This is a genomic window from Halorubrum tibetense (assembly GCF_055396225.1).
In genome coordinates, this window is sequence record NZ_AP043742.1 from 2,782,251 (window position 1) to 2,807,496 (window position 25,246).

General features: G+C 67.3%; 28 protein-coding genes. 11 read left to right on the top strand and 17 right to left on the bottom strand.

The window, feature by feature from the left end; all coding sequences use genetic code 11:
- Positions 1-81 precede the first annotated feature (81 nt).
- Complete coding sequence (locus tag ACZ5TV_RS13760; protein WP_379779960.1) at positions 82-360, top strand: UPF0058 family protein; 279 nt, start codon at positions 82-84, stop codon at positions 358-360.
- 141 nt (positions 361-501) lie between these two features.
- Positions 502-2,208 carry a rhomboid family intramembrane serine protease gene (locus ACZ5TV_RS13765; protein ID WP_464383916.1) on the top strand — a complete coding sequence of 569 codons (1,707 nt, stop codon included), beginning with the start codon at positions 502-504 and terminating at the stop codon, positions 2,206-2,208.
- Between the two features lie 55 nt (positions 2,209-2,263).
- On the opposite strand, the gene ACZ5TV_RS13770 is transcribed toward ACZ5TV_RS13765, so the two are convergent.
- Positions 2,264-2,890 (bottom strand): METTL5 family protein, encoded by a 627-nt coding sequence (locus tag ACZ5TV_RS13770; RefSeq protein ID WP_464383917.1) that lies wholly within the window; start codon positions 2,888-2,890, stop codon positions 2,264-2,266.
- A gap of 4 nt (positions 2,891-2,894) precedes the next feature.
- The gene (locus ACZ5TV_RS13775) at positions 2,895-3,287 is read right to left on the bottom strand and encodes a DUF7961 family protein (protein ID WP_379781509.1); all 393 of its coding nucleotides are present in this window, start codon (positions 3,285-3,287) and stop codon (positions 2,895-2,897) included.
- A gap of 289 nt (positions 3,288-3,576) precedes the next feature.
- Between ACZ5TV_RS13775 and ACZ5TV_RS13780 the strand changes: the two genes are divergently transcribed.
- The 4 genes from ACZ5TV_RS13780 to ACZ5TV_RS13795 all read left to right on the top strand — a co-directional run bounded on the left by ACZ5TV_RS13780 (position 3,577) and on the right by ACZ5TV_RS13795 (position 7,278).
- Entirely contained in the window at positions 3,577-4,530 is a 954-nt protein-coding gene (locus ACZ5TV_RS13780) for a transcription initiation factor IIB (protein WP_379781511.1), read from the top strand.
- Between the two features lie 100 nt (positions 4,531-4,630).
- A complete protein-coding gene (locus tag ACZ5TV_RS13785) occupies positions 4,631-5,065 on the top strand; it encodes a universal stress protein (RefSeq protein WP_379781513.1) in 435 nt (144 codons plus the stop codon).
- A 48-nt stretch (positions 5,066-5,113) separates the two neighbouring features.
- Positions 5,114-6,946 carry an o-succinylbenzoate--CoA ligase gene (menE, locus tag ACZ5TV_RS13790; protein ID WP_379781515.1) on the top strand — a complete coding sequence of 611 codons (1,833 nt, stop codon included), beginning with the start codon at positions 5,114-5,116 and terminating at the stop codon, positions 6,944-6,946.
- A gap of 80 nt (positions 6,947-7,026) precedes the next feature.
- Positions 7,027-7,278, top strand: coding sequence for a hypothetical protein (locus tag ACZ5TV_RS13795; RefSeq protein ID WP_379781523.1), 252 nt, complete (start codon positions 7,027-7,029; stop codon positions 7,276-7,278).
- 115 nt (positions 7,279-7,393) lie between these two features.
- On the opposite strand, the gene ACZ5TV_RS13800 is transcribed toward ACZ5TV_RS13795, so the two are convergent.
- Entirely contained in the window at positions 7,394-8,368 is a 975-nt protein-coding gene (locus ACZ5TV_RS13800) for a sugar phosphate nucleotidyltransferase (protein WP_379781517.1), read from the bottom strand.
- Between the two features lie 96 nt (positions 8,369-8,464).
- Here ACZ5TV_RS13800 and ACZ5TV_RS13805 point away from each other — a divergent pair, with 96 nt between their 5' ends.
- Entirely contained in the window at positions 8,465-8,743 is a 279-nt protein-coding gene (locus tag ACZ5TV_RS13805; RefSeq protein WP_379781519.1) for a transcriptional regulator, read from the top strand.
- Between the two features lie 23 nt (positions 8,744-8,766).
- Here the strand turns inward: ACZ5TV_RS13805 and ACZ5TV_RS13810 are convergent, their stop codons facing one another.
- The 3 genes from ACZ5TV_RS13810 to ACZ5TV_RS13820 all read right to left on the bottom strand — a co-directional run bounded on the left by ACZ5TV_RS13810 (position 8,767) and on the right by ACZ5TV_RS13820 (position 10,726).
- Entirely contained in the window at positions 8,767-9,444 is a 678-nt protein-coding gene (locus tag ACZ5TV_RS13810) for a type 1 glutamine amidotransferase domain-containing protein (protein ID WP_464383918.1), read from the bottom strand.
- A 222-nt stretch (positions 9,445-9,666) separates the two neighbouring features.
- Entirely contained in the window at positions 9,667-10,236 is a 570-nt protein-coding gene (hpt, locus tag ACZ5TV_RS13815) for a hypoxanthine/guanine phosphoribosyltransferase (RefSeq protein ID WP_379781569.1), read from the bottom strand.
- A 133-nt stretch (positions 10,237-10,369) separates the two neighbouring features.
- On the bottom strand, positions 10,370-10,726 hold the full coding sequence (locus tag ACZ5TV_RS13820; RefSeq protein ID WP_464383919.1) for a hypothetical protein: 357 nt from the start codon (positions 10,724-10,726) through the stop codon (positions 10,370-10,372).
- Between the two features lie 124 nt (positions 10,727-10,850).
- On the opposite strand from ACZ5TV_RS13820, the gene ACZ5TV_RS13825 reads away from it, so the two are divergent.
- Positions 10,851-11,486, top strand: coding sequence for an IS6 family transposase (locus ACZ5TV_RS13825; protein ID WP_379781572.1), 636 nt, complete (start codon positions 10,851-10,853; stop codon positions 11,484-11,486).
- A gap of 84 nt (positions 11,487-11,570) precedes the next feature.
- On the top strand, positions 11,571-11,900 hold the full coding sequence (locus tag ACZ5TV_RS13830) for a DUF7344 domain-containing protein (RefSeq protein ID WP_379781574.1): 330 nt from the start codon (positions 11,571-11,573) through the stop codon (positions 11,898-11,900).
- 63 nt (positions 11,901-11,963) lie between these two features.
- On the opposite strand, the gene ACZ5TV_RS13835 is transcribed toward ACZ5TV_RS13830, so the two are convergent.
- From ACZ5TV_RS13835 to ACZ5TV_RS13860, 6 genes are all read right to left on the bottom strand, one after another.
- Entirely contained in the window at positions 11,964-12,986 is a 1,023-nt protein-coding gene (locus ACZ5TV_RS13835; protein WP_379781576.1) for a DUF1616 domain-containing protein, read from the bottom strand.
- 117 nt (positions 12,987-13,103) lie between these two features.
- Entirely contained in the window at positions 13,104-14,159 is a 1,056-nt protein-coding gene (locus ACZ5TV_RS13840; protein WP_379781578.1) for a glycosyltransferase family 2 protein, read from the bottom strand.
- A gap of 1 nt (position 14,160) precedes the next feature.
- Complete coding sequence (locus ACZ5TV_RS13845) at positions 14,161-15,456, bottom strand: FG-GAP repeat domain-containing protein (RefSeq protein ID WP_379781580.1); 1,296 nt, start codon at positions 15,454-15,456, stop codon at positions 14,161-14,163.
- Positions 15,457-15,649: 193 nt separating this feature from the next.
- Positions 15,650-16,423: an enoyl-CoA hydratase/isomerase family protein gene (locus ACZ5TV_RS13850; protein ID WP_464383920.1), complete on the bottom strand. Its 774-nt coding sequence runs from the start codon at positions 16,421-16,423 to the stop codon at positions 15,650-15,652.
- An 84-nt stretch (positions 16,424-16,507) separates the two neighbouring features.
- The gene (locus ACZ5TV_RS13855; RefSeq protein WP_379784151.1) at positions 16,508-16,729 is read right to left on the bottom strand and encodes a hypothetical protein; all 222 of its coding nucleotides are present in this window, start codon (positions 16,727-16,729) and stop codon (positions 16,508-16,510) included.
- A 21-nt stretch (positions 16,730-16,750) separates the two neighbouring features.
- Positions 16,751-18,343, bottom strand: coding sequence for an oxidoreductase (locus ACZ5TV_RS13860; RefSeq protein ID WP_464383921.1), 1,593 nt, complete (start codon positions 18,341-18,343; stop codon positions 16,751-16,753).
- A gap of 138 nt (positions 18,344-18,481) precedes the next feature.
- On the opposite strand from ACZ5TV_RS13860, the gene aroC reads away from it, so the two are divergent.
- Positions 18,482-19,669 (top strand): chorismate synthase, encoded by a 1,188-nt coding sequence (gene aroC / locus ACZ5TV_RS13865; protein WP_379781555.1) that lies wholly within the window; start codon positions 18,482-18,484, stop codon positions 19,667-19,669.
- An 83-nt stretch (positions 19,670-19,752) separates the two neighbouring features.
- On the opposite strand, the gene ACZ5TV_RS13870 is transcribed toward aroC, so the two are convergent.
- A complete protein-coding gene (locus tag ACZ5TV_RS13870; RefSeq protein ID WP_379781557.1) occupies positions 19,753-20,631 on the bottom strand; it encodes a ZIP family metal transporter in 879 nt (292 codons plus the stop codon).
- Positions 20,632-20,682: 51 nt separating this feature from the next.
- The gene (locus ACZ5TV_RS13875; RefSeq protein ID WP_379781559.1) at positions 20,683-21,024 is read right to left on the bottom strand and encodes a 2Fe-2S iron-sulfur cluster-binding protein; all 342 of its coding nucleotides are present in this window, start codon (positions 21,022-21,024) and stop codon (positions 20,683-20,685) included.
- Between the two features lie 772 nt (positions 21,025-21,796).
- Between ACZ5TV_RS13875 and mvaD the strand changes: the two genes are divergently transcribed.
- Entirely contained in the window at positions 21,797-22,795 is a 999-nt protein-coding gene (mvaD, locus tag ACZ5TV_RS13880; protein ID WP_379781561.1) for a phosphomevalonate decarboxylase MvaD, read from the top strand.
- 90 nt (positions 22,796-22,885) lie between these two features.
- Here mvaD and ACZ5TV_RS13885 read toward each other — a convergent pair whose 3' ends face one another.
- The 3 genes from ACZ5TV_RS13885 to ACZ5TV_RS13895 form a co-directional block, all read right to left on the bottom strand.
- Positions 22,886-23,626, bottom strand: coding sequence for an HAD-IIA family hydrolase (locus ACZ5TV_RS13885; RefSeq protein ID WP_464383922.1), 741 nt, complete (start codon positions 23,624-23,626; stop codon positions 22,886-22,888).
- Positions 23,627-23,757: 131 nt separating this feature from the next.
- Positions 23,758-24,132 carry a hypothetical protein gene (locus ACZ5TV_RS13890; protein WP_379781565.1) on the bottom strand — a complete coding sequence of 125 codons (375 nt, stop codon included), beginning with the start codon at positions 24,130-24,132 and terminating at the stop codon, positions 23,758-23,760.
- Positions 24,133-24,212: 80 nt separating this feature from the next.
- Entirely contained in the window at positions 24,213-25,241 is a 1,029-nt protein-coding gene (locus ACZ5TV_RS13895) for an alpha/beta hydrolase (RefSeq protein ID WP_464383923.1), read from the bottom strand.
- Between the last annotated feature and the right edge of the window lie 5 nt (positions 25,242-25,246).

Here is a 25,246-nt window from a genome sequence, read left to right on the forward strand (position 1 = left end):
CCCGGCAGCAGGTTCCCGTCGTGCTCCCGTGCGTACCACCCTCAACAACGTTTAAACCGTCTAGCACCCGTATCTGTTGCCATGCACAAAGACGAGCTACTCGAGCTGCACGAACAGATGGTTACGATCATGGAGCACTTCCGCGGTCAGGAAACCGTCGACGACGCGCTGTTCGAACCCTACGACGAGCTTGATGTCGACCCCTCACACGTCCACAAATCGAAGAGCGAACACAAACACGCGGTGTTCGTGCTCGGGAACGCGCTCGCGAACGCGATGAGCGAGGACGAGTTCTCCCCCGCCGGCCGCGTCGGCAAACGGATGAAGGAGCTCGCGGACGACGCCGAGAACAAGATCTGATCCGGTCCCTCTGTCTCGCGTACTGCTCCCCCGCCCGCTGGCCATACACCGTCCACTGACCGGACCTCTCCCGCTCGCCGACCGGACCTCTCCCGCTCGCCGACCCGCGAATTGATATGTCGGGGCTCCTCCTGATCGGGCATGGTTGTCGAGGCGCTGTCGTCCGACACCGCTCACCTCGCGCTCGTCGCCGCCGTCGCCATCGTCGCGCTCGTCGTAATATATACGCTCGACCGGCCGTCAGGCGCGTGGGGGCGGCGGCTCCGCTCGCGGTTCGTGTTCGGTATCCCGTGGGGGACGCTCGTCGCGATCGCGTCCGTGATCGGTGTCTATCTCTTCGTGCAGGACGGGATCACGAACCCGAACCGGCCGGTCGTGATCCCGTTCCGCGCGTGGTCGTACTTCTACCCCGAAGGCGTCCTCTGGTCCGGGTTCGCCCATTCGAGCCGAAGTCACATCACCGGGAACTTGCTGTCGACGCTCGTCGCCGGCACCCTCGCCGAGTACGCGTACGGCCACTACCCGCGAGCGCGCGGCGCGACGACGTTCCGGTCGCTTCGGAACAACCCGTACGTCAGGGCGTTTCTCGTCGTCCCCGGCGCGATCCTGACGTTCGGGTTCGTCTCCTCGCTGTTCGCGCTCGGGCCGGTTATCGGGTTTTCGGGAGTCGTGTTCGCGCTGTGGGGGTTCGCGCTCGTTCATTACCCGGTCGGTACGATCGCCGCGCTGACGGGGTCGACGCTGGTGAGCGTCCTCTATTCGACGATCCGGAGCCCCGTCGAGTTCGCGGAAGCGAGCGCCTCTTACGGCGCGCCGAGCTGGGCGAACATCGCCGTTCAGGGCCACGCGCTGGGGCTGATAGCCGGGATCCTCGTGGCGGTCTGGCTCGTGCGACGACGGCGACGCGCGGGCGACCGGAACGCTCCCGTCGTCGCCGGGATCGTCGCGTTCGGTGCGGTCCTGTTGTTCGGTGCCTCCCGGCGGCTCTGGGCGGTGTACTGGTACCTCGGCAACGACCAGTACGAGCTGTACCGCGCGGTCGGCTTCGCGCTGCTTCTCCTCCTCGCGCTGGTCGTCGCCGTCGCGGTCGCGGGTCGCGAGGAGCCGCTTCGCCCGCAGGCCGCCGTCCCCGACCCCGACACGATCCGGGCGAGCGTCGCGTCGGCGACGCCCGCGGCGATCGGCTTGCTCCTGCTCGTGGCGGCGCTCGCCGCCGTCGCCGGTCCCGGGGTGGTTCCCAACCTCGTCACGGTCGATGAGGGCGAGACCCCGGGCGATCCGATCGAGGTCGAGGGGTACGAGGTGACGTACGCCGAGGACGTTGAGGACCGGATGGTGAGCGTGATCGACGTCGAGGCGTTCGGCCGCACCACGTCCGTGCGGACTTCGGGGGTGATCGTCTCGAACCCCGACAGGGAGATCTGGACGACGGCAGTCTCGCGGGGGAACCTCGCGTTCTGGGGATACCGCGCCGTCGACGTCGGCGGTACCGGCTGGCGGGAGACTGTGTGGGTCCAGCGGACCGGCTGGGTCGCCAGCGGCGGCGGCCCGACCTACCGGGTCGACGGCGTGTACGACGGCGATCGGTCGACCCTGTTCGTCGGCGACCCGGCCGACGCGGAACCGCGGCTCGACGGGCGGAACGTCACCGTCGCCGCCGTCGAGGGCGGGTTCGAGCTGCGCGTCACGCACGATGGGGCGACGGAGACAGCCCCGTTCCCGTCGGCCGAGGGGGCCGTGACGCTCCAGGGGATCGACTTCGTCCGCGAGGACCGGCGACTGTACGCCGAGCGCGGTGATTCCCGTGTCCGAGTGGCGACGCAGGAGCGGTACGAGGGTCGACAGTGAGGCAGTAGTGGGGCTGAAGAATAGGGAAGAACTCGGCAGACGGACCCACGCCCCGCTATCCACCCCACTCGATCCGATACACCTCGACGTCGAGGTCGCGGGAGGCGTCCTCGTGGTGGTCGAACTGGGCGTCGACCGGGAACTCCGCGGCGAACGCGTGAGTCACCTCGCCATCGTTGTCGGCGGCGAACGACTCGACGAACCCTCGGCTTCCGGCGTTGTGAACGGAGTAGGAGACCGCCGCGACCTCGCTCGCGGTCGCGAGGAACGCGCGGTCGGCGTTCCGGTTCCCGTCCTGGGCGCCGAACGGCGGGTTCATCACGACGGTAACCGGGTCCGGGAACCGGACCGGTGCCCGCGTCGCGTCCGCCTGGACCCAGTGAACGGGCGCACTCGCGGCGACGCGTCGCTCGTTCGCGCGCGCCGTCGTCAACGCGTCGCGGTCGAGCTCGACCCCGACGACGCGGGCAGGGCCGCGGAGCGCGGCCGCGAGCGCGAACATCCCCGTGCCTGCGCCGAGATCGAGGACTGTGCGACCGTCGACGTCGCCATGGAGGTCGGCGAGGTGAACGACGTGTGCCGCGAGATCCGGCGGTGTCGGGTACTGTTCGAGCGCGACCTGTGGATCCTCGAAACCGGCGACGACGCCGAGCTTGGTCGCGAGCGACCGTTTCGTTGCCATCGCCTCAGGCGGCGGTGTCGGTTCGGACCAGCTCGACGCCCTCGCGTCGTGCCCGTTCGGCGAGCGCGGCGAGGGTCGGTTCGACCGTTTCCGGGTCGGCGACGTCGCCGACAGTGACTTCCAGCCGACCGGCGCCGAGGAACGCGGCCGCACGGACGAACTCTCGGAGGCGGTCCGCTTCTTCCTGTGCCGCGAGCGCGCAGTCCTCGCCGAAACACGCGTCGACGGCCAGCGTCGCCGGGTGGTACCCACGAGCGGAGAGCTCGGTCTTGAGATCCCGGAGGTGCCCGGGGGCGGTGCTTTCGAGGTCGTCCGCGTCGATGACGACGGGTTCGATCTCCGCTGGCCGACAGCCGTCGAGCGCCGCGTCGATACTCGGTGACTCCGTCGTGCTCATACCTGCCATAGTCTTGGGTTATACAAAAGGCTTTGTAAATGTTTCATAGTAATATTTGATGGGCAGCCGTCGGCGGCGGCGACCGGATTGACACCCGGTGATGACGGCGTGCTCGGGTCGGTTCGAACTCCCCCGTTTCGACCCAGATTGCCACCGCCAGAACCCGCTTGAAACGGCCGATAAAACCCGAATACGGCGATCTAGTCGGTGCGAGTCGAACGTGTTTCTGCGGACTTGGTGTATTATTTGTGAACAAGACTTAAATACGACAATGACCAGAAACCTTATAATGGAACGTCCGAGCAGGCAGCGTCAACAGGAGCGGAATACCGAGCGAGAATCGGACGAGGACGCGGTCACCTGCCCGGAGTGTGATTCGACCGAGATCGTCACCGACGCCGATCAGGAGCTCGTCTGTGAGGACTGTGGACTTGTGTTGGACGAGCGCACGATCGACCGCGGTCCGGAGTGGCGGGCGTTCAACCATTCGGAGCGCCAGTCGAAGTCCCGTGTCGGCGCGCCCATCACGGAGACGATGCACGACAAGGGGTTGACGACGACGATCGACTGGAAAGACAAGGACGCGTACGGGCGGTCGCTCTCCTCGGAGAAACGCTCGCAGATGCACCGACTGCGGAAATGGCAGGAACGGATCCGGACGAAGGACGCGGGCGAGCGCAACCTCCAGTTCGCGCTCTCGGAGATCGACCGGATGGCGAGTGCGCTCGGCGTCCCGCGCTCGGTACGGGAGGTCGCCTCCGTCATCTACCGCCGCGCGCTGAACGAGGACCTGATCCGCGGCCGCTCGATCGAGGGCGTCTCTACCGCCGCCCTCTATGCCGCCTGCCGACAGGAGGGGATCCCCCGCTCGCTCGACGAGGTCGCGGAGGTGTCGCGAGTCCCCCAGAAGGAGATCGGGCGCACGTATCGCTACATCTCCCAGGAGCTCGGCCTGGAGCTCAAACCGGTCGACCCGAAACAGTTCGTCCCCCGCTTCGCCTCCTCCCTCCAGCTCTCCGAGGAAGTACAGTCGAAAGCGACGGAGATCATCGATGTCTCCGCCGAACAGGGCCTGCTCTCGGGAAAGTCCCCGACGGGGTTCGCCGCGGCCGCCATCTACGCCGCGTCGCTGTTGTGTAACGAGAAGAAGACCCAGCGTGAGGTCGCCGACGTCGCACAGGTGACGGAAGTCACCATCCGCAACCGGTATCAGGAACAGATCGAAGCGATGGGCTTCCGGTGACCCGGAAGACGAGCGAATCGCACTCGGTGACGCGGCATGCTGCCCGATCGGACCGGTGGGATCGGGTTTTTAATCCGGTCCGGGCGTATCGCCGATCGATATGTACGACGAGATACTCGTGCCGACGGACGGGAGCCCGGCGTCGGACGCCGCGATCGAACACGCGATCGACATCGCGGCACAGTACGGCGCTCGGCTACACGCGCTGTACGTCGTCGACGGTGCTGCGTACTCCACCCTCGAAGCCGGCTCCGAAATCGTCGTCGAGGCGCTTCAGTCGGAGGGAGAGACGGCGACACGACGCGTGGCAGACGCGGCGACCGACGCCGGCGTCGAGTCGACGACGACCGTGACGACGGGAACCGCGTACCGTTCCATCCGCGAGTACGTCGACGAACACGGGATCGATATGGTCGTGATGGGAACTCACGGCCGCAAAGGCCTGGATCGCTACCTGCTCGGAAGCGTGACCGAACGCGTCGTTCGGACCGCCGACGTCCCCGTCCTTACCGTCCGACAGTCGACGGATGAGTGACTTACGCTTACCGGCGGGATCGGCACCACGCCACCAGGGGGTGTGAGCATGCGGGACTGGCTCTCCCATCGCGTCGTCTCCTCGCCGGACGACGTCGCGCTGGTTCGTGCGGAAGACGGCGAGGCGTGGAGCTACGAGGACCTCGATCGGCTCGTCGCCGAGACCGCCGGTCGACTTCGCGCACACGGTATCGAGGCCGGGGACCGGATCGGCGTGCTCACCCCGCCGTACGTCGGCACGGTCGGTCTGATCCACGCGACGATGCGCATCGGGGCGACGTTCGTCCCGCTCGGCGACCGGCTCACCTCCCGCGAGCTGGGCGAGCGGGTCGACCGCACGGACCTCGCCGCGATCGTCTGCGCTGAGTCGACCGAGGACGACGCGCTGAGCGCCGTCGACGGTGTGCCGGTGTTCTCGGTCGACGACCCCGACGCCGACGCCGTCACCGCCGTCCACGACGTCGAGCCCGAACCGGTCGATCCGCCCGAGTGGTCGTTCGACGACCGGCTGTGTATCCTCTTTACCTCGGGGACGACCGGTGACCCGAAACCGGTGCCGCTGACGGCAGGAAACGTGTACGCCTCCGCGGTCGCGTCCGCGTTCCGGCTCGGCGTCGACCCCGACGACCGGTGGCTCGTCTCGCTCGCGCTCCACCATATGGGCGGGCTCGCGCCGGTGTATCGCTCCGCGCTCTACGGCACGACGCTCGTCCTCCGTGAGGGGTTCGACCCGGGTGGTACCGCCGACGACATCGACCGGTACGACGTGACCGGCGTCTCGCTCGTCCCGACGATGCTCACCCAGATGCTCGACCGGCGCGGGACGCTCTCGGACTCGTTGCGGGTGGTGCTGCTCGGCGGCGCGCCCGCCCCCGACGAGCTGATCGAGCGCTGCCGCGACTACTCGATCCCCGTCCACCCGACCTATGGGATGACCGAGGCCGCCTCACAGGTCGCCACGGCGACGCCACGAGCGACGAAAGGACGGGTCGGGACCGTCGGTCGTCCGCTCTTCGGCACCGACGTGACCGTGGTCGACGAGGACGGGACGCCCGTCGACGCCGGCGAAACCGGCGAGATCGTCGTGGATGGGCCGACGATCACGCCCGGCTACATCGGCACCGATCCCGACGAGTCGTTCGGTCCACACGGGCTCCATACGGGGGACGTCGGTCGGCTCGACGAGGACGGCTACCTTTACGTGTTTAACCGGCTCGACGATCGGATCATCTCCGGCGGCGAGAACGTCGAACCCGGGGAGGTCGCCGACGTGCTCCGGTCACATTCCGCCGTGGCGGACGTCGCCGTCGTCGGCCTCGAAGACGACGTGTGGGGGGAACGGGTCGCTGCGCTCGTCGCGGTCGAGGAAACCGATCTCGGCGGTCCGGACGACGCTCTCGACGAGACGCTGATGTCGTTCGCACGCGACCGTCTCGCCGGATTCAAGCTCCCACGAACGATCGCGTACACCGACGAGCTCCCTCGGACCGTCTCCGGAACCGTCGATCGCGACGTCGTCCGAGAGCGGCTCACCGAGACTGGCCACGACGTGACGGACGGATTCGGCTCCGCCGGGTTCAAACCGGCCGAACCGGAACCCCGAGACGACGACGCGACGGACGACACGGACGGGGCCAAAGAAGACGATGGGGGCCGACCTCCAGAGGACGACTCGCCCCGAAGTGACGACGAGCGTGGCCGGAGCGACCTCACGGCGGCAGTGATCGAGGAGAACGGAGCCGACCCGTCGACGGAGCGTCGGGAGGACGGCAACGCGAAGCCGAGCGACATCGACACGGAGCCTCCGGCTCCGAACGATGACGAACCGACGGACGAGAACGAGTCGCCGGCCGACACCGGTCCGACCGACGGGGACGACTGACACGGTAGGGGAAGACGACGGCCCCGCCGAACGCTTTTCGCTTTCGGAATCGTATCGGACGTGTGGACGCCCCGAGGACGATGTACGTTCCCCAGAACAGCCCCGATCGCTGTCCCGCTTGTGGCGACGACTACGAGTCGGTGTCGCGCCACGCCGACGGGTTCGTCGTCAACCTACTCGATAACGAGCGTTACCGACGGGTGTGTTTCTATCCGGCCCGGAGCGACGACGGCGACCCGGCGCTCGACTGCTTCCACCACACGCACGCGACCGCCACCGGGATGGCCGACGCCGCTGACGACGAACCGGTCGTACCCACGGAGCGCTCCTGAGTCCCGGCACGAAGCGCCCGGACATGGAGTTCACCGTCGTACGGGGAGCCAGCCTCCGGATGAGCTCACGCGTGGCCGACGACGTGCGGAACCGAGCCCCCCAGTGACGGTGCGGTCAGAACCCGTCGTCGGTCGTGATCGAGGTATAGCCACCGATCAGCGCGCCCGACAGGTCGAGGTCCTCGATGGTGGCGTGCTCGTCCACCACGGAGTTGCGAACCGTACAGTCGGTGATCGTCGCGTTCGGGAACACGACGGAGCGATCGAGCGACGAGCCGGTCACCGTCGCGCCGTCCATCACGTGGACCACGTCACCGACCTCGGTGTCCTCGACGGTCGCACCGTCTTCGACGAGCGACCCTCCGTCGAGCGCGTACTCGACGGCGTCGAGGTAGCTCTCCGCGGTTCCGATGTCGAACCACGCGCCGTCGAAGGTGAACGCGTGGACCGGCTGGCGGGACTGAAGCCACTGGATAAACCATCCCGGCTCGTCCGGGTTCTCGCCGTCTTCGAGGTACGTCGCGAGGTCCGGAAGCGTCTCGGCCGGGAACGCGTAACACGCGATCGAGACGAGCGTGCTCTCCGGCTCGTCCGGCTTCTCCTGGAAGTCGACCACCTGGTCGCCGTCGAGACGCACGAGGCCGTACGACTGCGCGCGCTCCTTGGAGCCGACGTCGTACGCGGCGAGCGTCGGCGTCCCTTTGTTCTCGAAGAAGTCGGCGAACTCGGCGAGATCGAAGCTGATCATGTTGTCGCCGGCGACGACGATCAGGTCGTCGTCGACGCCCTCGCGCTCGACGAGCTGGGCGAGCGCGCCGACGACGCCGAACTTCTCGTCCTCCTCGACGGTCTCTTCGACGGAAAGCGTGGGCTTCTCGAACGGGCTCTCGGCGATGTAGTCGGCGAAGGTGTCGGCGAACCGCTCGTTCGTCGAGACGAACACCTCGTCGACGCGGTCGTCGTCTTCCAAGTCGGCGAAGATCTCGTCGATAACGGTCCGTTCTCCGACCGGGAGAAACATCTTGGGTCGATTGCGGGTGATAGGCCACATTCGCGTCGCATACCCCCCTGCGAGTACAACGGCTTTCATGCATCCACGGTCACGCGCCGGTGACATACTTCTTGTGCTCGTGTCAACCCCGGGAAACGCCGTCGGAGTTTTATCCGCTCGCGACTACCCCGCCGCATGGAATCGACCACCCGTCAGCGTATCGCCGAGTCCCTCCGGGAGTCGCCGGCGACCGCGAGCGAGATCGCGGTGGACCTCGCGCTACCGACGCCGACCGTATACGACCACCTCGAACACGTCTCCCGGTCCGTCGACGGCGAGGAGGAGTTCCTCGTCTCCCCGCCCGTCTGCCGGGACTGCGGCTTCGACGGGTTCGACGACCCGGTCAACGAACCGTCGCGCTGTCCCGAGTGTAAACACGAGCGGGTCGACGAGCCGGCGTTCGTGATCCGGTGAGCGGGTGGCTCCCAATGCCTACCCTACAACGCGTCCAGTAGCGTCGCTGCCGCGTCGGCGGACGACTCCGGTCCGCGGGCAGTGATGAGATCGCCGTCGACGGTAACGCTGGTGTCGCCGTCGAGCTCGGCGTCCCAGTCGGCACCGGCGAGGGTCACCTCGTCTTCCACCCAGTACGGGAGCTTTCGACCGTCCGGCATCACGTCGTTATCGTCGACGACCTCGTCCTCCCACGCGTTCGGGAAGCCGGTCACGGAGCGACCCTCGACGAGCGGCGTCCCGTCGGCCTCACGGGTGAACGCGAGGATACCGACCGCGTGACAGACGACGAGCGCGACGCCGTTCTCGCCCGCGACCGCGTCGAGCAGGAGCTGGCGCGCGTGCCGATCCTGGTTCACGTCCCAGACGGTTCCGTGTCCGCCGGGGAAGACGACGGCGTCGTAGCCGTCGGCCTCGACCGTCGCGATCGGCTTCGGGTCGTTGAGTCCGGGATGCGTCTCGTCGACGTCGCGGAGCTCCGCGGCGCGTTCCTCGCCGCCCGCGGCCTCCGGATCGAGCGATGCCTCGTCGACGACCGGCGGCGAGCCGGACGGGGTCGCGACCGTCACGTCGACGCCGGACGATTCGAGCGTCGTCAACGGCTCGATACACTCTTCGGCCCAGTACCCCTCCTCGCTCACGACGAACAGTGCGCTGCTCATGGGTACCCGACGTTGGCGACCGCGACTCAAAAGGGGTGCGCGCCCGGCATCGACGAGGGTGGGCGCGGGGTTTATACCCGATGGCTACGGTGCGGGTCTGCGCGTGCCCGCGAGCGGTCGCCGAAGGCGACCGTGAGCAGCGAGGGACCGCTTGTCCCTCGGGCAACCGGTGCAAAGCGCCGGCGACGGCACCGCGCGAGGTCGGCCGTGAGCGACGGCGACCTATCCGTCTCCGTGGGCGTCCACGACCACGACCTCGCCGTCCTCGACGGTCACGTTGATCAGCGTCTTCACGTTGTAGTCGGTGTCGTCGAGCTCGTTGTCGCCCGCCTTCTTGATGACGGCGACCACGTCGACGACCTCCGCGCCGACCTCGTTCGTGAGCGCGTCGAGAATGGCCTTCATCGTGCCGCCGGTCGAGAGCACGTCGTCCAGCACGAGCACCCGGTCTCCCTCCTCGACGTCGTTGATGTACATCTCCGACTCCGAGTAGCCGGTCTCCTGGAACAACGGGACCTCGCCGTCGAGCCCGTACTGGCGCTTGCGGATGACGACCAGTGGGATGTCGGTCATCAGCGACAGCGCGGTCGAGATGTGGATCCCCATCGCCGCGGGGGTGACGATCTTGTCGACGTTCTCCAGTTCGGCCTTCCGGATGATCCGGATGACGATCTCCCGGAGCAGCTCCGGTTCGAGCATCGGGACGCCGTCGCTTATCGGGTGAACGAAGTACTGGTACTCGCCTTTCTCGATGATCGGGGCGTCGAGGAGCGACTGCCGCAACTGGTCCATGTCGCCGGTACTCGGGCTGATTAATAAAGCGTGGCGGTTGCCGACTCAAGGCCGAGAGCGCTCACGCCGTACTCGCGTGTCGATTCCCCGTACTGCGCTGCCGAGGTCCTACCGAGTCGGTGGTCGGACGGGGTCAGCCCCTGATGCCGTCGTGGATCATCCGCAAGTTACGCTCGATCCCCCAGTCGAATCGACGTTCGATGAGGAACGCGACGACGACGTACACCAGTGCACCCGTGGGGACCAACACGAGGAACTCGACGAGCGGGGACAGGTCCGTCGCGGACGACACGTACCACAGGGTGCCGAACATGACCGCGGCGGCGACGAACGGATACGCGTACTCGGTGTAGAACTGTCTGGACCGCGCTTCGACCAGTCGAGCCGAGAGGTACACGTCGAGCGGCAGCATCGGAAACGCGTACACGGCGACGACCACCAGCGCGGTTCCCTCGAACCCCCACGCTGCGGTGGCCGGCCAGATCAGCACGGCGAGACAGGCGATCCGGAGCAGTCCGGTCTTGACGATGTAGTCGGGACGGCCGAGCGCCTTCCAGACCGGCGGTGTTCAGATAAGGATTGAAAGGTGAGGCGGTGCGTTTTCAAAGTGATCTATGCCCGAAAACGACCGCCTCAGCGGCTGTTTAGACGAGATAAACTTAGACTTTGTGGAGCGAGAAGCAACACCGAAGCTGTTGATGAAGCTCAGTATTCAGCTCCATTTGTCCGGATTATCGCTTTCGAATACTGTTTCGTTTCTTGAGGTATTCGGTGTTGATCGGGTTCGATCTACCGTTCATAATTGGGTTCATAAGGCTGATCTACAGCCGAAATCTGGTCGAAGTCCGAATCACGTTGCGGTTGATGAGACTGTGATTCAACTTGACGATGAACAATATTGGCTGTATGCCGCCGTCGATCCTGACTCAAATGATCTGTTACATACAAAGCTTGAACCAACAAGAACGAACGTGATCGCAGATCAGTTTTTCGCGGAACTCCGCGAAAAACACGATGTAGATGACGCGATCTTTCTCGTCGATGGCGCGGTTCCGCTTCACCGAGCCTGTGAAAAACATAACCTCGATTTCAGATACGAACGACATGGAAATCGGAACAGTGTCGAACGTGTCTTTCGTGAGGTAAAACGCAGAACTATCTGTTTCTCAAACTGTTTCAGCAACGCCGAAGCAGAAACAGCTGACGAGTGGCTGAGATCGTTCGCTTTCGCATGGAATCAGCTTATCTGAACACTACCAATCGAAGGGAGCCGGGATATAACACAACCACGCTCTCGAGTTGAACAGACCCGTCCGAACATGGAGGGACCCGTTATGTACACCGATATCCGTACCACGTCGACCGAAGTGCTGCTTCGAGCCGTCGCCGATCCGAAGCGTCGAGCGATCCTCGAGGAGCTGCGTGCCGTCGAGGAGGACCTCGTCACCGTCGAGCGACTCACCGAGTCGTTCTTTTCGGATGTATCTAGAGACCACTCGGGCGACCAGCGTCGCCGAGCCGCGATCGAGCTGCGCCACACACATCTCCCGAAGCTGGCGGAAGCGAACCTCATCGAGTACGATCGAGTGCACGGAACCGTCTCCTACCGCGGTACCGAACGGACCGAGGCGCTGCTCACCTTCATCGCCAAAACCCTGGAGTGAGGCCCGTGCTCCGAACGGCCCCACTCGGGTCGGACGAACGCTGTCGGACGCCACGAGAGCTCGTCACTCGCCCGCCGCGTCCGTCTCCGCCCCATCCACCCAGACGTGTACCGACCGGTACGCGTTCTCGGCGTTCGGGTCCGTCGGCGGCGCGTCGATGTACAACAGGTAGACGAGTCGGAGCTCCTCGCCGTCCATCTCGGGTGCTATCGCCCGGCGCTGCTCTATCGACTCGCCCGGCTCTAAGCGGGCGGTGAACCGGTCGATCTCGACTCGTTCGACGATCCGTTCCCCGTCGTCATCCAGCCGCTGAAGCTGGGCGACGACCGTGTAGGACTGTGCGTCGGCCTCTCGGTTCTCGATCCCGACACGGACCTCAGCTCCCCCGTCGATCGTGAGTCGCTCCGGGTACTCGTCCGCGACCCCGTTTCCGGTGTCGGGGTCGTCGCCGAGCAGGTAGAACTCGGTGTATCGCTCGCCGCTCGTCGCCGTCGCCGCGGCGAGCCCGATCCCCGCGATGGCCCCGACCAATCCGACGACGAGAAACACGTTGAGCGCCGTCCGAGCGGGACGGTCGGGTTCGCGCACCCACGCGGCCAGTCGTTGTGGGAGTGCGAGCGAAGCAACGCCGAACCGGTCGTCGGGCAGGAGTCGAAGCCGACGAACCGCCGCGACCGCAGAGAGAGCAACGGTCAGGCCCGCGACAGCGAGCAGCATCGCCGTCGGCCGTACCCCCCACCTCGTGTAGTGTGCAAAGAACCCGACGAGCGGAACGAGCACGACGCTGGCCGCGATCGACGCCACGACTCGTTCGAGGCCGCTTATCACGACGGGGCTCATCCGTCGCTCTCGTATCGAGGACAACCGATTCGGGACGTGTGAAGTCCGGCCCGGGAACAGTACTGAAACAAGTGCGTAGCCGGGACAGAAGACGACGAACACCACGCCGAATCCCGTTCGAACGACACCGCCGCCGGTCCAGAAGGCGGCCAGAACGAGCGTTGCGAGCGAAACGAACGTGACGACGAGGAGGTCCAGTGGGAGTCTGTCGGCGGGCGACGGGTCCCCACGGGTGTCGAACGACATGGAGCCAGCTTTCGACCGGCGGTGCTTTGGTAGGCGTCGGCTAACCAGGACGCCCGGACTGACGAGCGGGTCCCCCCGTCGATGTTCGGCCGATAGTCGGCCGCGGAGGGGTCCCCCTCATCCGAGCGCGCGGGCGATCCGTTGGGCCAGTTGGTGCGTTGATCGACCACCGAGAGACGTGAGGAGGTACTTGAAGAACCGCAGTTCCAGCGGGTACTGCGTGACCGCGACCAACAAGAAGCACCGCGCTTCGGTGTAGGAACCGGTGTACAGCGCTGATGAGCCGGTTCGGTACGCGGCCCACGCCCGCATCTTCCGATGAAACGGGCGGCCGTACGACGCCGCGACGTCGTCGAATCGGTCGAGAAAGCTGTAGTATCCTCGACGCTTCTTCTCGAAATCGTCGCTCAGCCGGCCGTGCGACGTGTACTCGTATACGACGAGGGGTTCGGGAAGCCGAACGAACGCGGCATGCTGGGAGACTCGGACGAACCACTCGAGGTCCGCCCAGGCTTCGAACTCCTCGTCGAACGGGACCGCCGTCGCGAGGTCACGTCGAACCATCACGACGGACATCGATCCGACGACGTTTCGACACAGCAAGGCTTTCGTCATGTCCCCGTCGATGCGTGGCGGCGACTCCTCGCGAACGCCGTCCTCGTGGATCGCCTTCAGGCCGGAGTACACGACGCCAGCGTCCTCGTCCGCGGCCTCGAACCCCTCCACCTGTCGTTCGATCTTCTCCGGTACCCACCGGTCGTCGTCGTCGAGAAACGCGACGTACCTCCCGGAGCCCGCCTCGACGCCGGTGTTCCGCGCGGCGTTGACGCCGCGGTTCGTGTCGTGGCGGAGGCACTGGTACCGCACGAGTGACTCGACGTCGAGCCCGGCGAGCGTCTCGCTGGCGGGAGTCTCGGAGCAGTCGTCGACGACGACGAGTTCGATCCGGTCGTACGTCTGCGCGAGCACGCTCTCGACGCTATCGCGCAGGTACGACGGCCGGTTATACGTCGTGACGACCGCGGTGACGAGCGGTCGATCCGGATCGGCGGCCGTCGCGTCCCCCGTACTCCGCATCGTCCCGCCCGTTACGTCCTTCCGCTCCTCGCTGTCTTCCGCGTCCGGCGACGTGCGCGAGCGGGTCGGCAACCACTCGTGGAGATCCCATCGCATATTATGCGCGGTTGTACCAGACGTCGACGTGTGCGTTCGGTTCGTACGACTTTCCGAGGAGGTCAGGACGCCCATCGCCATCGACGTCGATGGCTTTCGCCTCGTGCGTGGGCACCCCGCTCGCGACCACCGTCTCTCTGAAGTCGCCACCGCCCCGGTTCCTAAACAGAACGTGCTGGGCCGTCTCGTCGTTCTCACCGGCCCCCATCTCCGCGACGTACACGTCGAGCGACCCGTTCCCGTCGAAGTCCGCGAGCTGGAGCGTGTGTGGACAGTACAGGTCGTCGTGGAGGACGTGCTCTTCCCAGTCCGGGGGGTCGAACCACGCGACTCGACCCATGCCCTCGCCGAGCAACGGCGAGTCTCCCTCCGCGAACACGAGTTCCGGTTCGCCGTCGTCGTCCACGTCGCCGACGGCGACCCGCGTCCAGTCCCAGCCCGTAACGACGTGCTGGCGGACCCAGCCGGCCGCCACGTCCGGATCGTCCGTGAACCGCGAGTCTCCGTGGTCGTCGCTTCGGGCATCCGAAGGTCCGTCGTCCCGAGTTTGCGAGAGCTCGCCGTCCCGACCGGTCGAGCGTTCGCCGGCCGCGGTGACGGCTGCCGCAGTGCTATCCGCCTGCTGATAAATCGCCGTACCGGCGACGAGTTCGTTGTCGCCGTCGCCGTCCAAGTCCGCGATAGCGAGCCCCTCGACGTCGGTCCGCTGGCTGATCACGGTCAGGCAGTCGCTCGGCCACGGGGACTGTGAAGGGTCCGCCGGAACGTCGTAGTAGAACACCGTCTCGCTCTCTTGTGAGGCCCCGACCACTTCGGGGCGTCCGTCGTTGTCGACGTCTCCGAACACGAGGTCGTGGTACTTCGAGAAATCGTCCGCGATCAGGTGTTCGGTCCACTCGCGTCGCGGGTCGGCCGGTTGTTCGAACCAGTACACGTCGCTCCCGCCGAACCCCTGCCCGACGATCAGGTCGAGGCGGCCGTTGCCGTTCACGTCGCCGAGCGTCGCGCCGAGCGCGTGGAGGTCCGACGCCGACGAGATGGTGTGGCGAGTCCACGACGCGCCGTCGGTGCGATTCCCCCGACCGGGGTTCTCGTACCAGAAGAGGTCGTTCTCGAGGCGTCGAAACAGCCGACCGACGAGCGGTATCGTTCGGTCGCCGAGCACCGGTAGGGCCTCGGCGCCCATCCCGCCGACGATGAGGTCCGGGTAGCCGTCACCGGTGAGGTCGACGGGCTCACAGACGAACAGCCGCCCGCATGGTGGGGTGTCGTCGATCGGTTGATGGTCGAATCGCATTTCGTCGAAGAGAACCCGCCATGGACGCCTTACTATACGCCGAATAACTCGCTACCGAAGACGAGTGGAGCATCGATCCGTCGGTTAGTCCTCGGTTACCCACCGCGACGCGAAACGGCCGGAACGAACACCTCGTGCCGGTCGCGACGGGGGCTGATCACTACCAGAGCGCGCTCGGGCGGTGGCGCGCCGGTCACTCGAACTCGGGGTCGCGCTTCTCGACGAACGCCCGCATCCCCTCGCGCTGGTCGTGGGTGCCGAACAGCCCGGACCACGCTCGCCGTTCGAGCGCCATCCCCGCCGCAGTCGACCCCTCGTGTGCGGCGTTGAGCGCCTCCTTCGCGGCGCGCATCGCGAACGCCGGCTTGGCAGCGAGCTCGGCGGCAAGCGCGTCGACCCGCTCGTCGAACTCGTCGGCCGGTACGACCTCGCCGACGATGCCGGCCTCGGCCGCCGCCTCGGCGTCGAGCCGCTCGCCGAGGAACACCAGTCGTCGGGCGGTCCCGTCGTCGACGAGGCGCGCGAGCCGCTGGGTGCCGCCCCAGCCGGGGATGATCCCGATATCGATCTCCGTCTGGCCGATCACGGCGTCCTCGCTCGCGACGCGGAGGTCCGCGGCGAGCGCGAGCTCGGAGCCACCGCCGAACGCGTAGCCGTCGATCGCCGCGACCACCGGCGCGGGGAACGTCTCGATCGTCTCGGCGATCCGATGGCCAAGCTCCGCGTAGCCTTGCGCCTCCGGCGTCGACAGGTCGGTCATGTAGGAGATGTCCGCGCCCGCCACAAACGCCCGGTCGCCCGCGCCGGCGAGCACGAGCGCACGGACCCCCGCGTCGGCCGCGTCGGCGAGCGCCGCCTCCATCGCCTCCAGCGTCTCCACCGTGAGCGCGTTGAGCGACTCCGGCCGGTCGATCGTGAGCGTCGCGACGTCATCGTCGATATCGAGGGTGACCGTCTCCCACGTCATACGCGACCCCTCGCTCGGCGGCGTGAAAACCGTTCCCCACGGGCGACCCGGAGACCGATCACGACCTCGAGGCCCGGGATCCGTTCAGGCGTCCTCTCGGGTGTCGATTCCCGTATAAATGTACCACGCCGCCGTGTACACGCCGACGAACAGGAGATACCCGACGACCAAGCCGCCGGTCTGACGAGTCCCCAGTCCGCCCGGGAGCGTTCGTGCGAGGACCGCGAGCGCGACGGCGAACACGACGAGCGAGAAGAGCCCCGAAAGGGCGTACACGCCGAGATCGGAGGTGAGACGCTCAAACATACCATACCCAACGGTCTGAGTTTATAAACCGCCGTCGGTTCGGGCGGGGCGGTCGTCGTCCGTGGCGTCGTTTCGCGTGTCGTCGGCCCTCGCGGCGTCATCCGGCCGGCTCCCGTCCGGTGGCTCGACCCCGTCGGCGTCGTATGGGGTTCCATCGGCGTCGTACGGGGTCCCGTCGACGTCGTACGCGCCGCGCCGGCGGAGCTCGCCCGCCTTCCGGAGCACCGCGGGCGTGCGACAGACGCCGGACTCGCCGGCCGCCTGCGCGACCGCACAGTTGTTGCAGTCGGCACAGACGACCCGGGTGTCGGGGTCGCGTCCGGCCCCGAGCAACCGCGCCGGGAGCGCGGGCTCCGCGTAGAACGGCCGGGCCATCCCGACGAGGTCGGCGTCGCGGGCGAGCGTGTCGTCCAGCTGGGCCCGCTCCCGAAGACCGCCCTCACACAACACCGGGGCGTCGATCCGATGTCTGACCCGCCGACAGAGGTCGCGGTTCCACCCGGGCTCGCGACCGTACGCGAACGACTCGACCCAGTTCCCGGCGGCAACGGCGGCCGCACGCGGCAGCGATCCGAACGCCTCCCGGAACCCGTCCCGGAACCGCTCGTCGCGCCACGCGCCCGCCGGGAACGCCCCGCGAACCACGCTCATGTCCCAGAACACGCTCGTCCGGACCGGTACGACGGCGTCGAACGGGCCGTCCGTGCCGGCCAGCCGCTCGCAGGCGGCCACCGCATCGGCGTCCGTCAGATGGGGCCCGATCCCGGGGAGGGTCGGCCGCTCGGAGGGGACTTTCGTGAACAACGGCACGTCGCCCGCGTGCTCACGGACCGCTTCGGCGACGCGTTCGAGGAACGCGATGCCGACGCCCGGCGTCCCCGGTGGACCGATGTCGGCGTCGACCCCGAAGCGGTCCTGGCGGCGGTTGTAGTACGGCGAGAGGAACTGTTGGACGAGGCCCATGTTCGCGCCCGCGACGTGGACCGCGTCGTAGCCCGCGTCGACCGCCCGGGCCGCCGCGCGACCGAACTCCTCCGCGAGCGACTCGACCTCCGCGGTCGTCAGCACCCGGGGGGACAGGTCGAGAAACCCGAGCCGGTCGAGGGCCCGGAGGGTCCGCGGCGGGCGGGAAACGGCGAGCTGGTCGAGCTCCGGGTTCGCCCGGCCGTACGCGTCGTGCCAGACCTCCATCGAGCGGAGCCCGCCGTGTTCCAGCTGGATCGCGATCCGCGAGCCGTGGGCGTGGACGGCGTCCGTGAGGCGACCGAGGTCGGCGACGAACCCGGGGTCGTGGACGCGGGTCATCCCCGGCGCGGCACAGCCGCCCGCCGCGGTGACGATCGTCGCCCCCTGCTGTATCAGCCCCGCGCCGGCGGCCGCGGCCGGTTCGAGGTCGTCGATCAACCGGTCGACCGCGTCGTCGCCGTTGCCGGCACACTCGAGCAGCGGAGCCCGGTACAGCCGGTTCCGGAGCCGGAGCCCCGCGAACGTCAACGGATCGTCGAGCGTAGGGGGTCGCCGAGGCGGGGCGGGTTCGTTCCCCGCCTCCGTGTCGGCGTGTGTGCGGACCCCGTCGACGTGCGTCCGGGTTCCCTTCCCGTCGGCCGTGTCCATACCCGAGGTTGGGGACCGGTCGGTTTCACGGTTCTGGCGGCTGACCCCACCCGTCGATCCGTCGGTTGTCGATCCCACCGGCCCCCTCCCGCTTGCGCCGATTGCAACCCCTATAAGCCCTCAGCCGTAGGTAGGGATATGAACGGGAACCGGTTCGGCCGACTCTTTCAGGTCACCACGTACGGGGAGAGCCACGGGGCGGCGATGGGCGTCACCGTATCGGGCGTCCCCGCCGGCGTCGAGCTCGACGAGGACGCGATCCAAGCACAGCTCGACCGGCGCAAACCCGGGCAGTCGATGATCACGACTTCGCGGGGCGAGTCCGACGAGGTGACGATCAACTCGGGGATCCAGAACGGCTACACTACCGGCACGCCGATCGGTATGGTGATCCAGAACAAGGACGCGCGCTCCGGCAAGTACGAGCCGTACGTCACCGCGCCGCGGCCCTCGCACGGCGATTACACTTACTCCGCGAAGTTCGGCACGCGCAACTGGGGCGGCGGTGGGCGCTCGTCCGCGCGCGAGACGGTGAACTGGGTGGCGGCAGGCGCAGTCGCCGAGCAGGTGCTCGACGCCTCCGAGCACGACGTCGAGATCAAAGCGCACGTCAACCGGATCGGCGATGTCGAGGCCGACGACGTGTCCTTCGAGGAGATCCTCGAGCACTCGGAGGCGAACGACGTGCGATGTGCCGACCCGGAGGCGGCCGCCGAGATGCAGGAGCTGATCGAGACGTATCAGCAGGAAGGTGACTCCATCGGCGGCAGCATCTACTTCGAGTGTCGCGGCGTCCCCCGCGGGCTGGGCGCGCCGCGGTTCGACAGCTTCCCGGCGCGACTCGGCCAAGCGATGTTCTCCATTCCGGCGACGACGGCCGTCGAGTACGGGCTCGGACGGAAAGCGACCGACGTGGCCGGTAGCGACCGCAACGAGGACTGGACGTTCGACGACGGCGAGTCGTTCGAGCACGTCGAAAGCGAGGAGGGGGACCCGGTTCCGGTCGGCAACGACCACGGTGGGCTTCAAGGCGGGATCACCACCGGAGAACCGATCTACGGCGAGGCGACGTGGCACGCGCCCACCTCGATCCCCAAGAAACAGCGCTCCGCAGACTGGGAGGCGGGCGAGGAGAAGGAGGTCCAGGTCGTCGGCCGCCACGACCCCGTGCTCCCGCCGCGAGCCGTCCCCGTCGTCGAGGCGATGCTGTACTGTACCGTGCTCGATTTCATGCTGCTCGGTGGCCGGATCAATCCCGATCGGGTCGACGGGAACCCGGGACAGTACGACACCGAGTACCACCCGAGCAGCCCCCGAAACGAGTAGCGGCCTCCGAGTCACCGCGCCGCTTCCCGCCCCGGTATCGGACTCGTCGCCGATGGCGGGGCCGTGTCACGACGACGGCCGGCTCACACCACGACGAGTTCATCGACGACGACCAACAGGACGAACCCGACGAGGAACGCCGCCGTCGCCGCGTCGGCGTGACCGTGCCCGTGTGAGGCGGGGATCAGCTCGCGGAAGACGACCGCGAGCATCGCGCCGGCCGCGAAGCCGGCGGCGATCGGGAAGAGGCCGGCGGCGATCGACACCAGGGTGAAGCCGAAGACGCTGGCGGCGACCTGCGGGACGAACCCGGAGAGCGCGGTGTACACGAGCACCTTCCCGTTCGACATCCCGGTCTCGCCCATCGGCACCGCGAACGCGAACCCGTCGGGGACGTTCTGTAACCCGATCACGACCGCCAGCAACAGCGCCACTTCCTCTAACCCCGACGCGAACGCGACGCCGATCGCCAATCCCTCCGGGGCGTTGTGGAGAGTGATCGCCCCCCCGATCAGCAGCGCCTTGCGGAGCGCGGAGTCCGGCTCGTCTACCGGCGCGGTCGGGTCGCCGAGCGACGCCTCCGTCACGACCTCCGGGGTCGCGTCGTCGACGGCGGCGGCACGCCCGTCGCTCATGGATGCCGCGTCATCGTCGGTCGCGCCGCCCTCGGGGATCCACTCGCGGTACTGCGCGTGGAGGTGCGGGATGGCGTAGTTGCCGCCCAGAAGCGCGAGTCCGCCGAGAAACACGCCGGCCATCACGGCGGCCAGCGTCCCTTCCTCCATCCCCGGAAGCACCAGCCCGAAGACGCTCGCCGCGACCATTAGCCCCGCCGCCAGGCCTAACGCGGCGTCGTACGTCCGGTGGGTGACGCGGGCTCGGGCGAACACCGGGATCGCGCCGAGCCCGGTGGCGAGGCCGGCCGCTCCCGTGATCGCGACGACCGTCAGGAGATCCGCCATGCACGGTGCTACCGGAGCGGGGGATATAAATACGGCCGACGGCGGTCAGCGTTAGTCGTCGTCAGCGGCAGCGCCGGCGTCCCTGCTCGCCCCGACGTCCGCCTCCTCCTCGATGCTCGGCGGGTACGTGCCGCGGTCGAGTTTCAGATCCGACTGCGGCCGCGCCATACAGGTGAGCGCGAACCGCTCGGCCTCCTCGTCGGTGAGCCCGCGCGCGGCCGGTTGAGTCACCTCGCCTTCGAGTATCTCGGCGGAGCAGGCGAGACACATGCCGACCCGGCAGGAGTACTCCTGGGCGATCCCCTCCTCGATACAGGGTTTGAGGATCGTCTCCGTGTCGGCCACCTCGATCGTCTCGCCGGTGCCGACGAACTCGACGGTGTACTCGGTCATACCCGGAGTTCCCCCCGATTCCTCAAAAAGGGTTCCCCTCGATCGCGTCGTCGTCGCGGGGACGGAACGGCTCCCTCATCGTCGTCGTATCGCCAGTCCGGCGGATCACAGGACGCCGAGGCCTCGGACGATGAGAAGCAGCGAGAGGAGGATGCCGAGGAGTCCGAGCGCGATCGAGACGCGGTCGTTCCTGTAGTTCATATAAACGGTAGACACGCGCGCACTGATATGCGTTGTCCCGGCTGTCCCGCTACGTATCAGCCTCCAACCTCCGCGGTCGCTCGAACGGGAAGTCGACTTACGCTTGATCTTCGGAGTCGTACTGAACGCGACCACCCGAGGATCCGGCGGCGACCGCCGACCGCGACTCCCTCGAACCGGCGTCGTCGACGCGTCGTATCTTATAAGTGGCCGTCGCTGTCGCTCACAGCGCTTATAAGTACGATCTCGTCACCAGCGATCCGACAATTCACGCCCGCCATCCATGATCGCCCCCACGGTACTGTGCGGGATCAGGATCGGGCTCGGATCTAACGCTCGTCGCGGATCTCGACGGAGCCGTCCGCGTCGCTGTCGTCCGTCTCGCTCATCCGCGTCGCTGTCGTCCGTCTCGCTCATCCGCGTCGCTGTCGTCCGTCCCGCTCATCCGCGTCGCTGTCGTCCGTCTCGCTCATCCGCGTCGCTGTCGTCCGTCCCGCCTGTCCGCTCGGTCAGTCCTCCGCGCCTCCCGCCCATCGCAACGACTAATCCGCCGCCGGCCGCTTCGGGAGGTATGAGCGAGAAAGTCACCGCGCGAGCCCACCCGATCCAGGGGCTCGTCAAGTACCACGGGATGCGCGACGAACAGCTGCGGCTCCCGTACCACGACAGCATCAGCCTCTGTACCGCGCCGACAGCGACCACAACGACCGTTGAGTGGGAGCCCGACGCGAGCGAGGACACCTACGTCATCGGCGACGAGGAAGTGGACGGGCGTGCCGCCGAGCGGATCGACATGGTCGTCGACCACGTCCGCGAGCTCGCCGGCTTCGACCACCCGGTCCGGCTCGTGAGCGAGAACTCCTTCCCGTCGAACATCGGCTTCGGCTCCTCCTCCTCTGGGTTCGCCGCGGCGGCGCTGGCGTTGACCGAGGCGGCCGGCCTCGACATGAGCCTCCCCGAGGTGTCGACGGTCGCCCGCCGCGGCTCCTCGTCGGCCGCGCGGTCGGTGACGGGCGCGTACTCCGTGCTCGAAGCCGGTCTCAACGACGAGGACTGTCGCTCGTATCGGCTCGACGTCGGGGAGGGATCGGACGGGTTCGACCCCGAGACGGACCTCCGGATCGTCGCGGCGCACGTCCCGGCGTATAAAGAGACCGAGGAGGCACACCGCGAGGCCGCCGCCAGCCACATGATGCAGGCGCGGACCGCCCACGTACAGGACCAGCTCGTGGAGATGAAGGACGCGCTCCGCGAGGGGGACTTCGCCCGGATCTACGGCACCGCCGAGCGCGACTCCCTGTCGCTGACGGCGACGACGATGACCGGGCCGGCCGGCTGGGTGTACTGGCAGCCGGAGACGATCGAGGTGTTCAACGCCGTCCGAGAGCTACAGAACGAGGGCGTCGACGTTCACTTTTCGACGGACACGGGCGCGTCGGTGTACGTCAACACCCGGCCCGAGCACGTCGACACGGTTCGGTCCCGGATAGACGCGATCGGGATCGACACCGACGTCTGGGAGGTTGGCGGCCCGGCTCACGTCCTCGACGCGAGCGAGGCGCTGTTCTAATAATTTCGGGGTGATCCGCTGCCGCACGCGTGCGTCGGCGTCGGGTCACGGTCTTGGTCGGTAACGGAAGGGGATGGCGACGCGGCGTGTCTAGACGATATCGACAAGGTCGGCAACCGAGTCGACGACCTCGGTCGGCCGATACGCGTACTCCGCCACGTCCTCACGACCCGTCGATCCGGTGAGGACGAGATACGTCGTCAGCCCGGCCTCGATCCCGGCCACCACGTCCGTATCCATTCGGTCGCCGACCATCGCCGTGGATTCCGAGTGGACCCCGATCCGATTCAGCGCGCTCCGGATCATGATCGGGTTGGGTTTACCGACGAAGTACGGTTCCGTACCGGTTGATTCGGTGATGAGCGCCGCAACCGACCCTGTCGCCGGTAGCGGACCATCACTCGATGGGGCGGTCGCGTCCGGATTCGTCACGATAAACCGCGCGCCGGCATTGACCAACTGGACCGCCTCGGTGATGGTCTGGAACGAGTACGTCCGACTCTCGCCCAGAACGACGAAGTCCGGGTCGGTGTCCGTAAGCGTGTACCCGACGTCGTGTAGCGCCGTCTTCAGTCCAGCCTCACCGATCACGTACGCCGAGGCTTCCGGCATCTGGTTCGCGAGGAACTGTGCCGTCGCCACCGCGGAGGTCCAAATCCGATCTTCCGGGACCGCGATATCCACATCGGAGAGACGAGCAGCCAGATCACGCCGCGTGTACATCGAGTTGTTGGTGAGAACGAGAAACTCTCGTCCGTGCTCTCGGATCCGATCGATGAACGCGTCGGCTCCTGGGAGGGCCGCATCATCACGTATCAACACACCGTCCATATCGATCAACCACGTCTCTGGTCGCGGTTCCGGCTCAGTCATCCTTGTGGACACCTATCAGGCACTACCACCGGCAGAAACTTGAGCCTTCGTCGGCACGTTCCGCTGCGCTATCACTCGCGAGGAGGGTCTCACATAAGCGTGATCGAGGCCGAGGTGAACGGCACGCCGACGGCGTCGGTGACACCCGCGAGCGGGAGGACCGCCAGCACGAGGATCGCGGCACCCCAGGCGATGAACCCGATGATCGCCGCGTGGACCCACGACGATCCGTACCGTCGTCGAATGATCCAGATCCACGCGACTAGCGGGATGAACTCGCCGACGAGCGGGATCCACGACAGCAGGAGCTCCGAGAGGCCCCACACGATCGCGCCGAAAAGCGCCGTGAACACGGCGTGACTGTAGTCCCGTGTGTCGGTGACGACGCTGGCGGCGATGAAGATGGCCAACCCCCCGACGAGCAGCCCGACGACGAACGCGATAAGCGACCCGATGAGACTCATGTCCGGGACGTTCGGCTCGGATCCCTTGAGGGTACCGGCGACCGTCGACCGAGGGGAGCCGGGGATCGAACCGCGCGCGTTCAGAGCCGCGATCGGATGTCGTCGGCGACCGCCGACAGCGCCGCCTCCGCGACCGCGACGCGGTCCGAAAGGCTACAGAACCCGTGTGCCATCGCGGGGTAGTGGCGCCCCTCCACCGGAGTCCCTTCCGTCTCGAACCGGTCGACGAGCGCCAACCCGTCGTCCCGTAGCGGGTCGAACCCGGCGGTAACGACCGTCGCGGGCGGGAGGTCGCCCAAGTCATCCGCGCGCAACGGCACCGCGAACGGGTTGGCCGCGTCGACGGGACTCCGGAGGTACTGGTCGTAGAACCACCGCATGTCCTCGCGCGTCAGCAGCGGGCCGGCGGCGTTCTCCCGGTAGGAGTCGGTGTCGAATCCGTGCCCCGCGATCGGGTACAACAGGAACTGTCCGGCGAGCGACGGGCCGCCGTACTCCCGGACACGAAGCGCCGTCGCGAGCGCCAGGGTCGCCCCCGCGCTCGTCCCGCTGACGCCGACCCGGGCGGGATCGCCGCCGAACGACGCCGCGACGTCCGTGGCCCACTCGGCCGCCGCTACCGCCTCGTCGACGGCCACCGGGAACGGGTGTTCCGGCGCGAGCCGGTAGTCGACGGAGACCACGACCGCGGCCGCACGCGTCGCGAGCTCGCGACAGATCCCGTCGACGGAGTCCAGCGTTCCCAGCGTCCACCCGCCGCCATGGAAGTGAACGAGCGTCGGTGCGCCCTCGGCATCGGCTGCGTCGTCAACGGTCGCGGTGCCTCCGTCGGTGTCGGTCGCTTTTCCGGCTCGATCCGCGGTTCCGTCGGCCGGACCTCCTGCTACCGCCGCGGGCGGTCGGTACACCCGAACGGGAACCGGGCCGTGCGGGCCGTCGAACGCCAGATCGCGGACGGTCGCCACCGGCGGCTCCGGATCGCCGGAGAACACCTCGTCCTCCAGTTCCCTGGCGGCGTCTACGGAGAGGGTGTGCCAGTCGGGGAGCCCGAGACCTTCGAGCTCGTCGATGACCGCCGCGAGTTCGGGGTCGAGTTCGGCCGCGCGCATAGGGG

What these genes read in the sequence shown, in the direction of transcription:
- ACZ5TV_RS13760 (WP_379779960.1), top strand. Translation starts at nt 82, where the DNA reads ATGCACAAAGACGAGCTACTCGAGCTGCACGAACAGATGGTTACGATC.
- ACZ5TV_RS13765 (WP_464383916.1), top strand. Translation starts at nt 502, where the DNA reads ATGGTTGTCGAGGCGCTGTCGTCCGACACCGCTCACCTCGCGCTCGTC.
- ACZ5TV_RS13770 (WP_464383917.1), bottom strand. Translation starts at nt 2,890, where the DNA reads ATGGCAACGAAACGGTCGCTCGCGACCAAGCTCGGCGTCGTCGCCGGT.
- ACZ5TV_RS13775 (WP_379781509.1), bottom strand. Translation starts at nt 3,287, where the DNA reads ATGAGCACGACGGAGTCACCGAGTATCGACGCGGCGCTCGACGGCTGT.
- ACZ5TV_RS13780 (WP_379781511.1), top strand. Translation starts at nt 3,577, where the DNA reads ATGGAACGTCCGAGCAGGCAGCGTCAACAGGAGCGGAATACCGAGCGA.
- ACZ5TV_RS13785 (WP_379781513.1), top strand. Translation starts at nt 4,631, where the DNA reads ATGTACGACGAGATACTCGTGCCGACGGACGGGAGCCCGGCGTCGGAC.
- menE (WP_379781515.1), top strand. Translation starts at nt 5,114, where the DNA reads ATGCGGGACTGGCTCTCCCATCGCGTCGTCTCCTCGCCGGACGACGTC.
- ACZ5TV_RS13795 (WP_379781523.1), top strand. Translation starts at nt 7,027, where the DNA reads ATGTACGTTCCCCAGAACAGCCCCGATCGCTGTCCCGCTTGTGGCGAC.
- ACZ5TV_RS13800 (WP_379781517.1), bottom strand. Translation starts at nt 8,368, where the DNA reads ATGAAAGCCGTTGTACTCGCAGGGGGGTATGCGACGCGAATGTGGCCT.
- ACZ5TV_RS13805 (WP_379781519.1), top strand. Translation starts at nt 8,465, where the DNA reads ATGGAATCGACCACCCGTCAGCGTATCGCCGAGTCCCTCCGGGAGTCG.
- ACZ5TV_RS13810 (WP_464383918.1), bottom strand. Translation starts at nt 9,444, where the DNA reads ATGAGCAGCGCACTGTTCGTCGTGAGCGAGGAGGGGTACTGGGCCGAA.
- hpt (WP_379781569.1), bottom strand. Translation starts at nt 10,236, where the DNA reads ATGGACCAGTTGCGGCAGTCGCTCCTCGACGCCCCGATCATCGAGAAA.
- ACZ5TV_RS13825 (WP_379781572.1), top strand. Translation starts at nt 10,851, where the DNA reads ATGCCCGAAAACGACCGCCTCAGCGGCTGTTTAGACGAGATAAACTTA.
- ACZ5TV_RS13830 (WP_379781574.1), top strand. Translation starts at nt 11,571, where the DNA reads ATGTACACCGATATCCGTACCACGTCGACCGAAGTGCTGCTTCGAGCC.
- ACZ5TV_RS13835 (WP_379781576.1), bottom strand. Translation starts at nt 12,986, where the DNA reads ATGTCGTTCGACACCCGTGGGGACCCGTCGCCCGCCGACAGACTCCCA.
- ACZ5TV_RS13840 (WP_379781578.1), bottom strand. Translation starts at nt 14,159, where the DNA reads ATGCGATGGGATCTCCACGAGTGGTTGCCGACCCGCTCGCGCACGTCG.
- ACZ5TV_RS13845 (WP_379781580.1), bottom strand. Translation starts at nt 15,456, where the DNA reads ATGCGATTCGACCATCAACCGATCGACGACACCCCACCATGCGGGCGG.
- ACZ5TV_RS13850 (WP_464383920.1), bottom strand. Translation starts at nt 16,423, where the DNA reads ATGACGTGGGAGACGGTCACCCTCGATATCGACGATGACGTCGCGACG.
- ACZ5TV_RS13855 (WP_379784151.1), bottom strand. Translation starts at nt 16,729, where the DNA reads ATGTTTGAGCGTCTCACCTCCGATCTCGGCGTGTACGCCCTTTCGGGG.
- ACZ5TV_RS13860 (WP_464383921.1), bottom strand. Translation starts at nt 18,343, where the DNA reads ATGGACACGGCCGACGGGAAGGGAACCCGGACGCACGTCGACGGGGTC.
- aroC (WP_379781555.1), top strand. Translation starts at nt 18,482, where the DNA reads ATGAACGGGAACCGGTTCGGCCGACTCTTTCAGGTCACCACGTACGGG.
- ACZ5TV_RS13870 (WP_379781557.1), bottom strand. Translation starts at nt 20,631, where the DNA reads ATGGCGGATCTCCTGACGGTCGTCGCGATCACGGGAGCGGCCGGCCTC.
- ACZ5TV_RS13875 (WP_379781559.1), bottom strand. Translation starts at nt 21,024, where the DNA reads ATGACCGAGTACACCGTCGAGTTCGTCGGCACCGGCGAGACGATCGAG.
- mvaD (WP_379781561.1), top strand. Translation starts at nt 21,797, where the DNA reads ATGAGCGAGAAAGTCACCGCGCGAGCCCACCCGATCCAGGGGCTCGTC.
- ACZ5TV_RS13885 (WP_464383922.1), bottom strand. Translation starts at nt 23,626, where the DNA reads ATGGACGGTGTGTTGATACGTGATGATGCGGCCCTCCCAGGAGCCGAC.
- ACZ5TV_RS13890 (WP_379781565.1), bottom strand. Translation starts at nt 24,132, where the DNA reads ATGAGTCTCATCGGGTCGCTTATCGCGTTCGTCGTCGGGCTGCTCGTC.
- ACZ5TV_RS13895 (WP_464383923.1), bottom strand. Translation starts at nt 25,241, where the DNA reads ATGCGCGCGGCCGAACTCGACCCCGAACTCGCGGCGGTCATCGACGAG.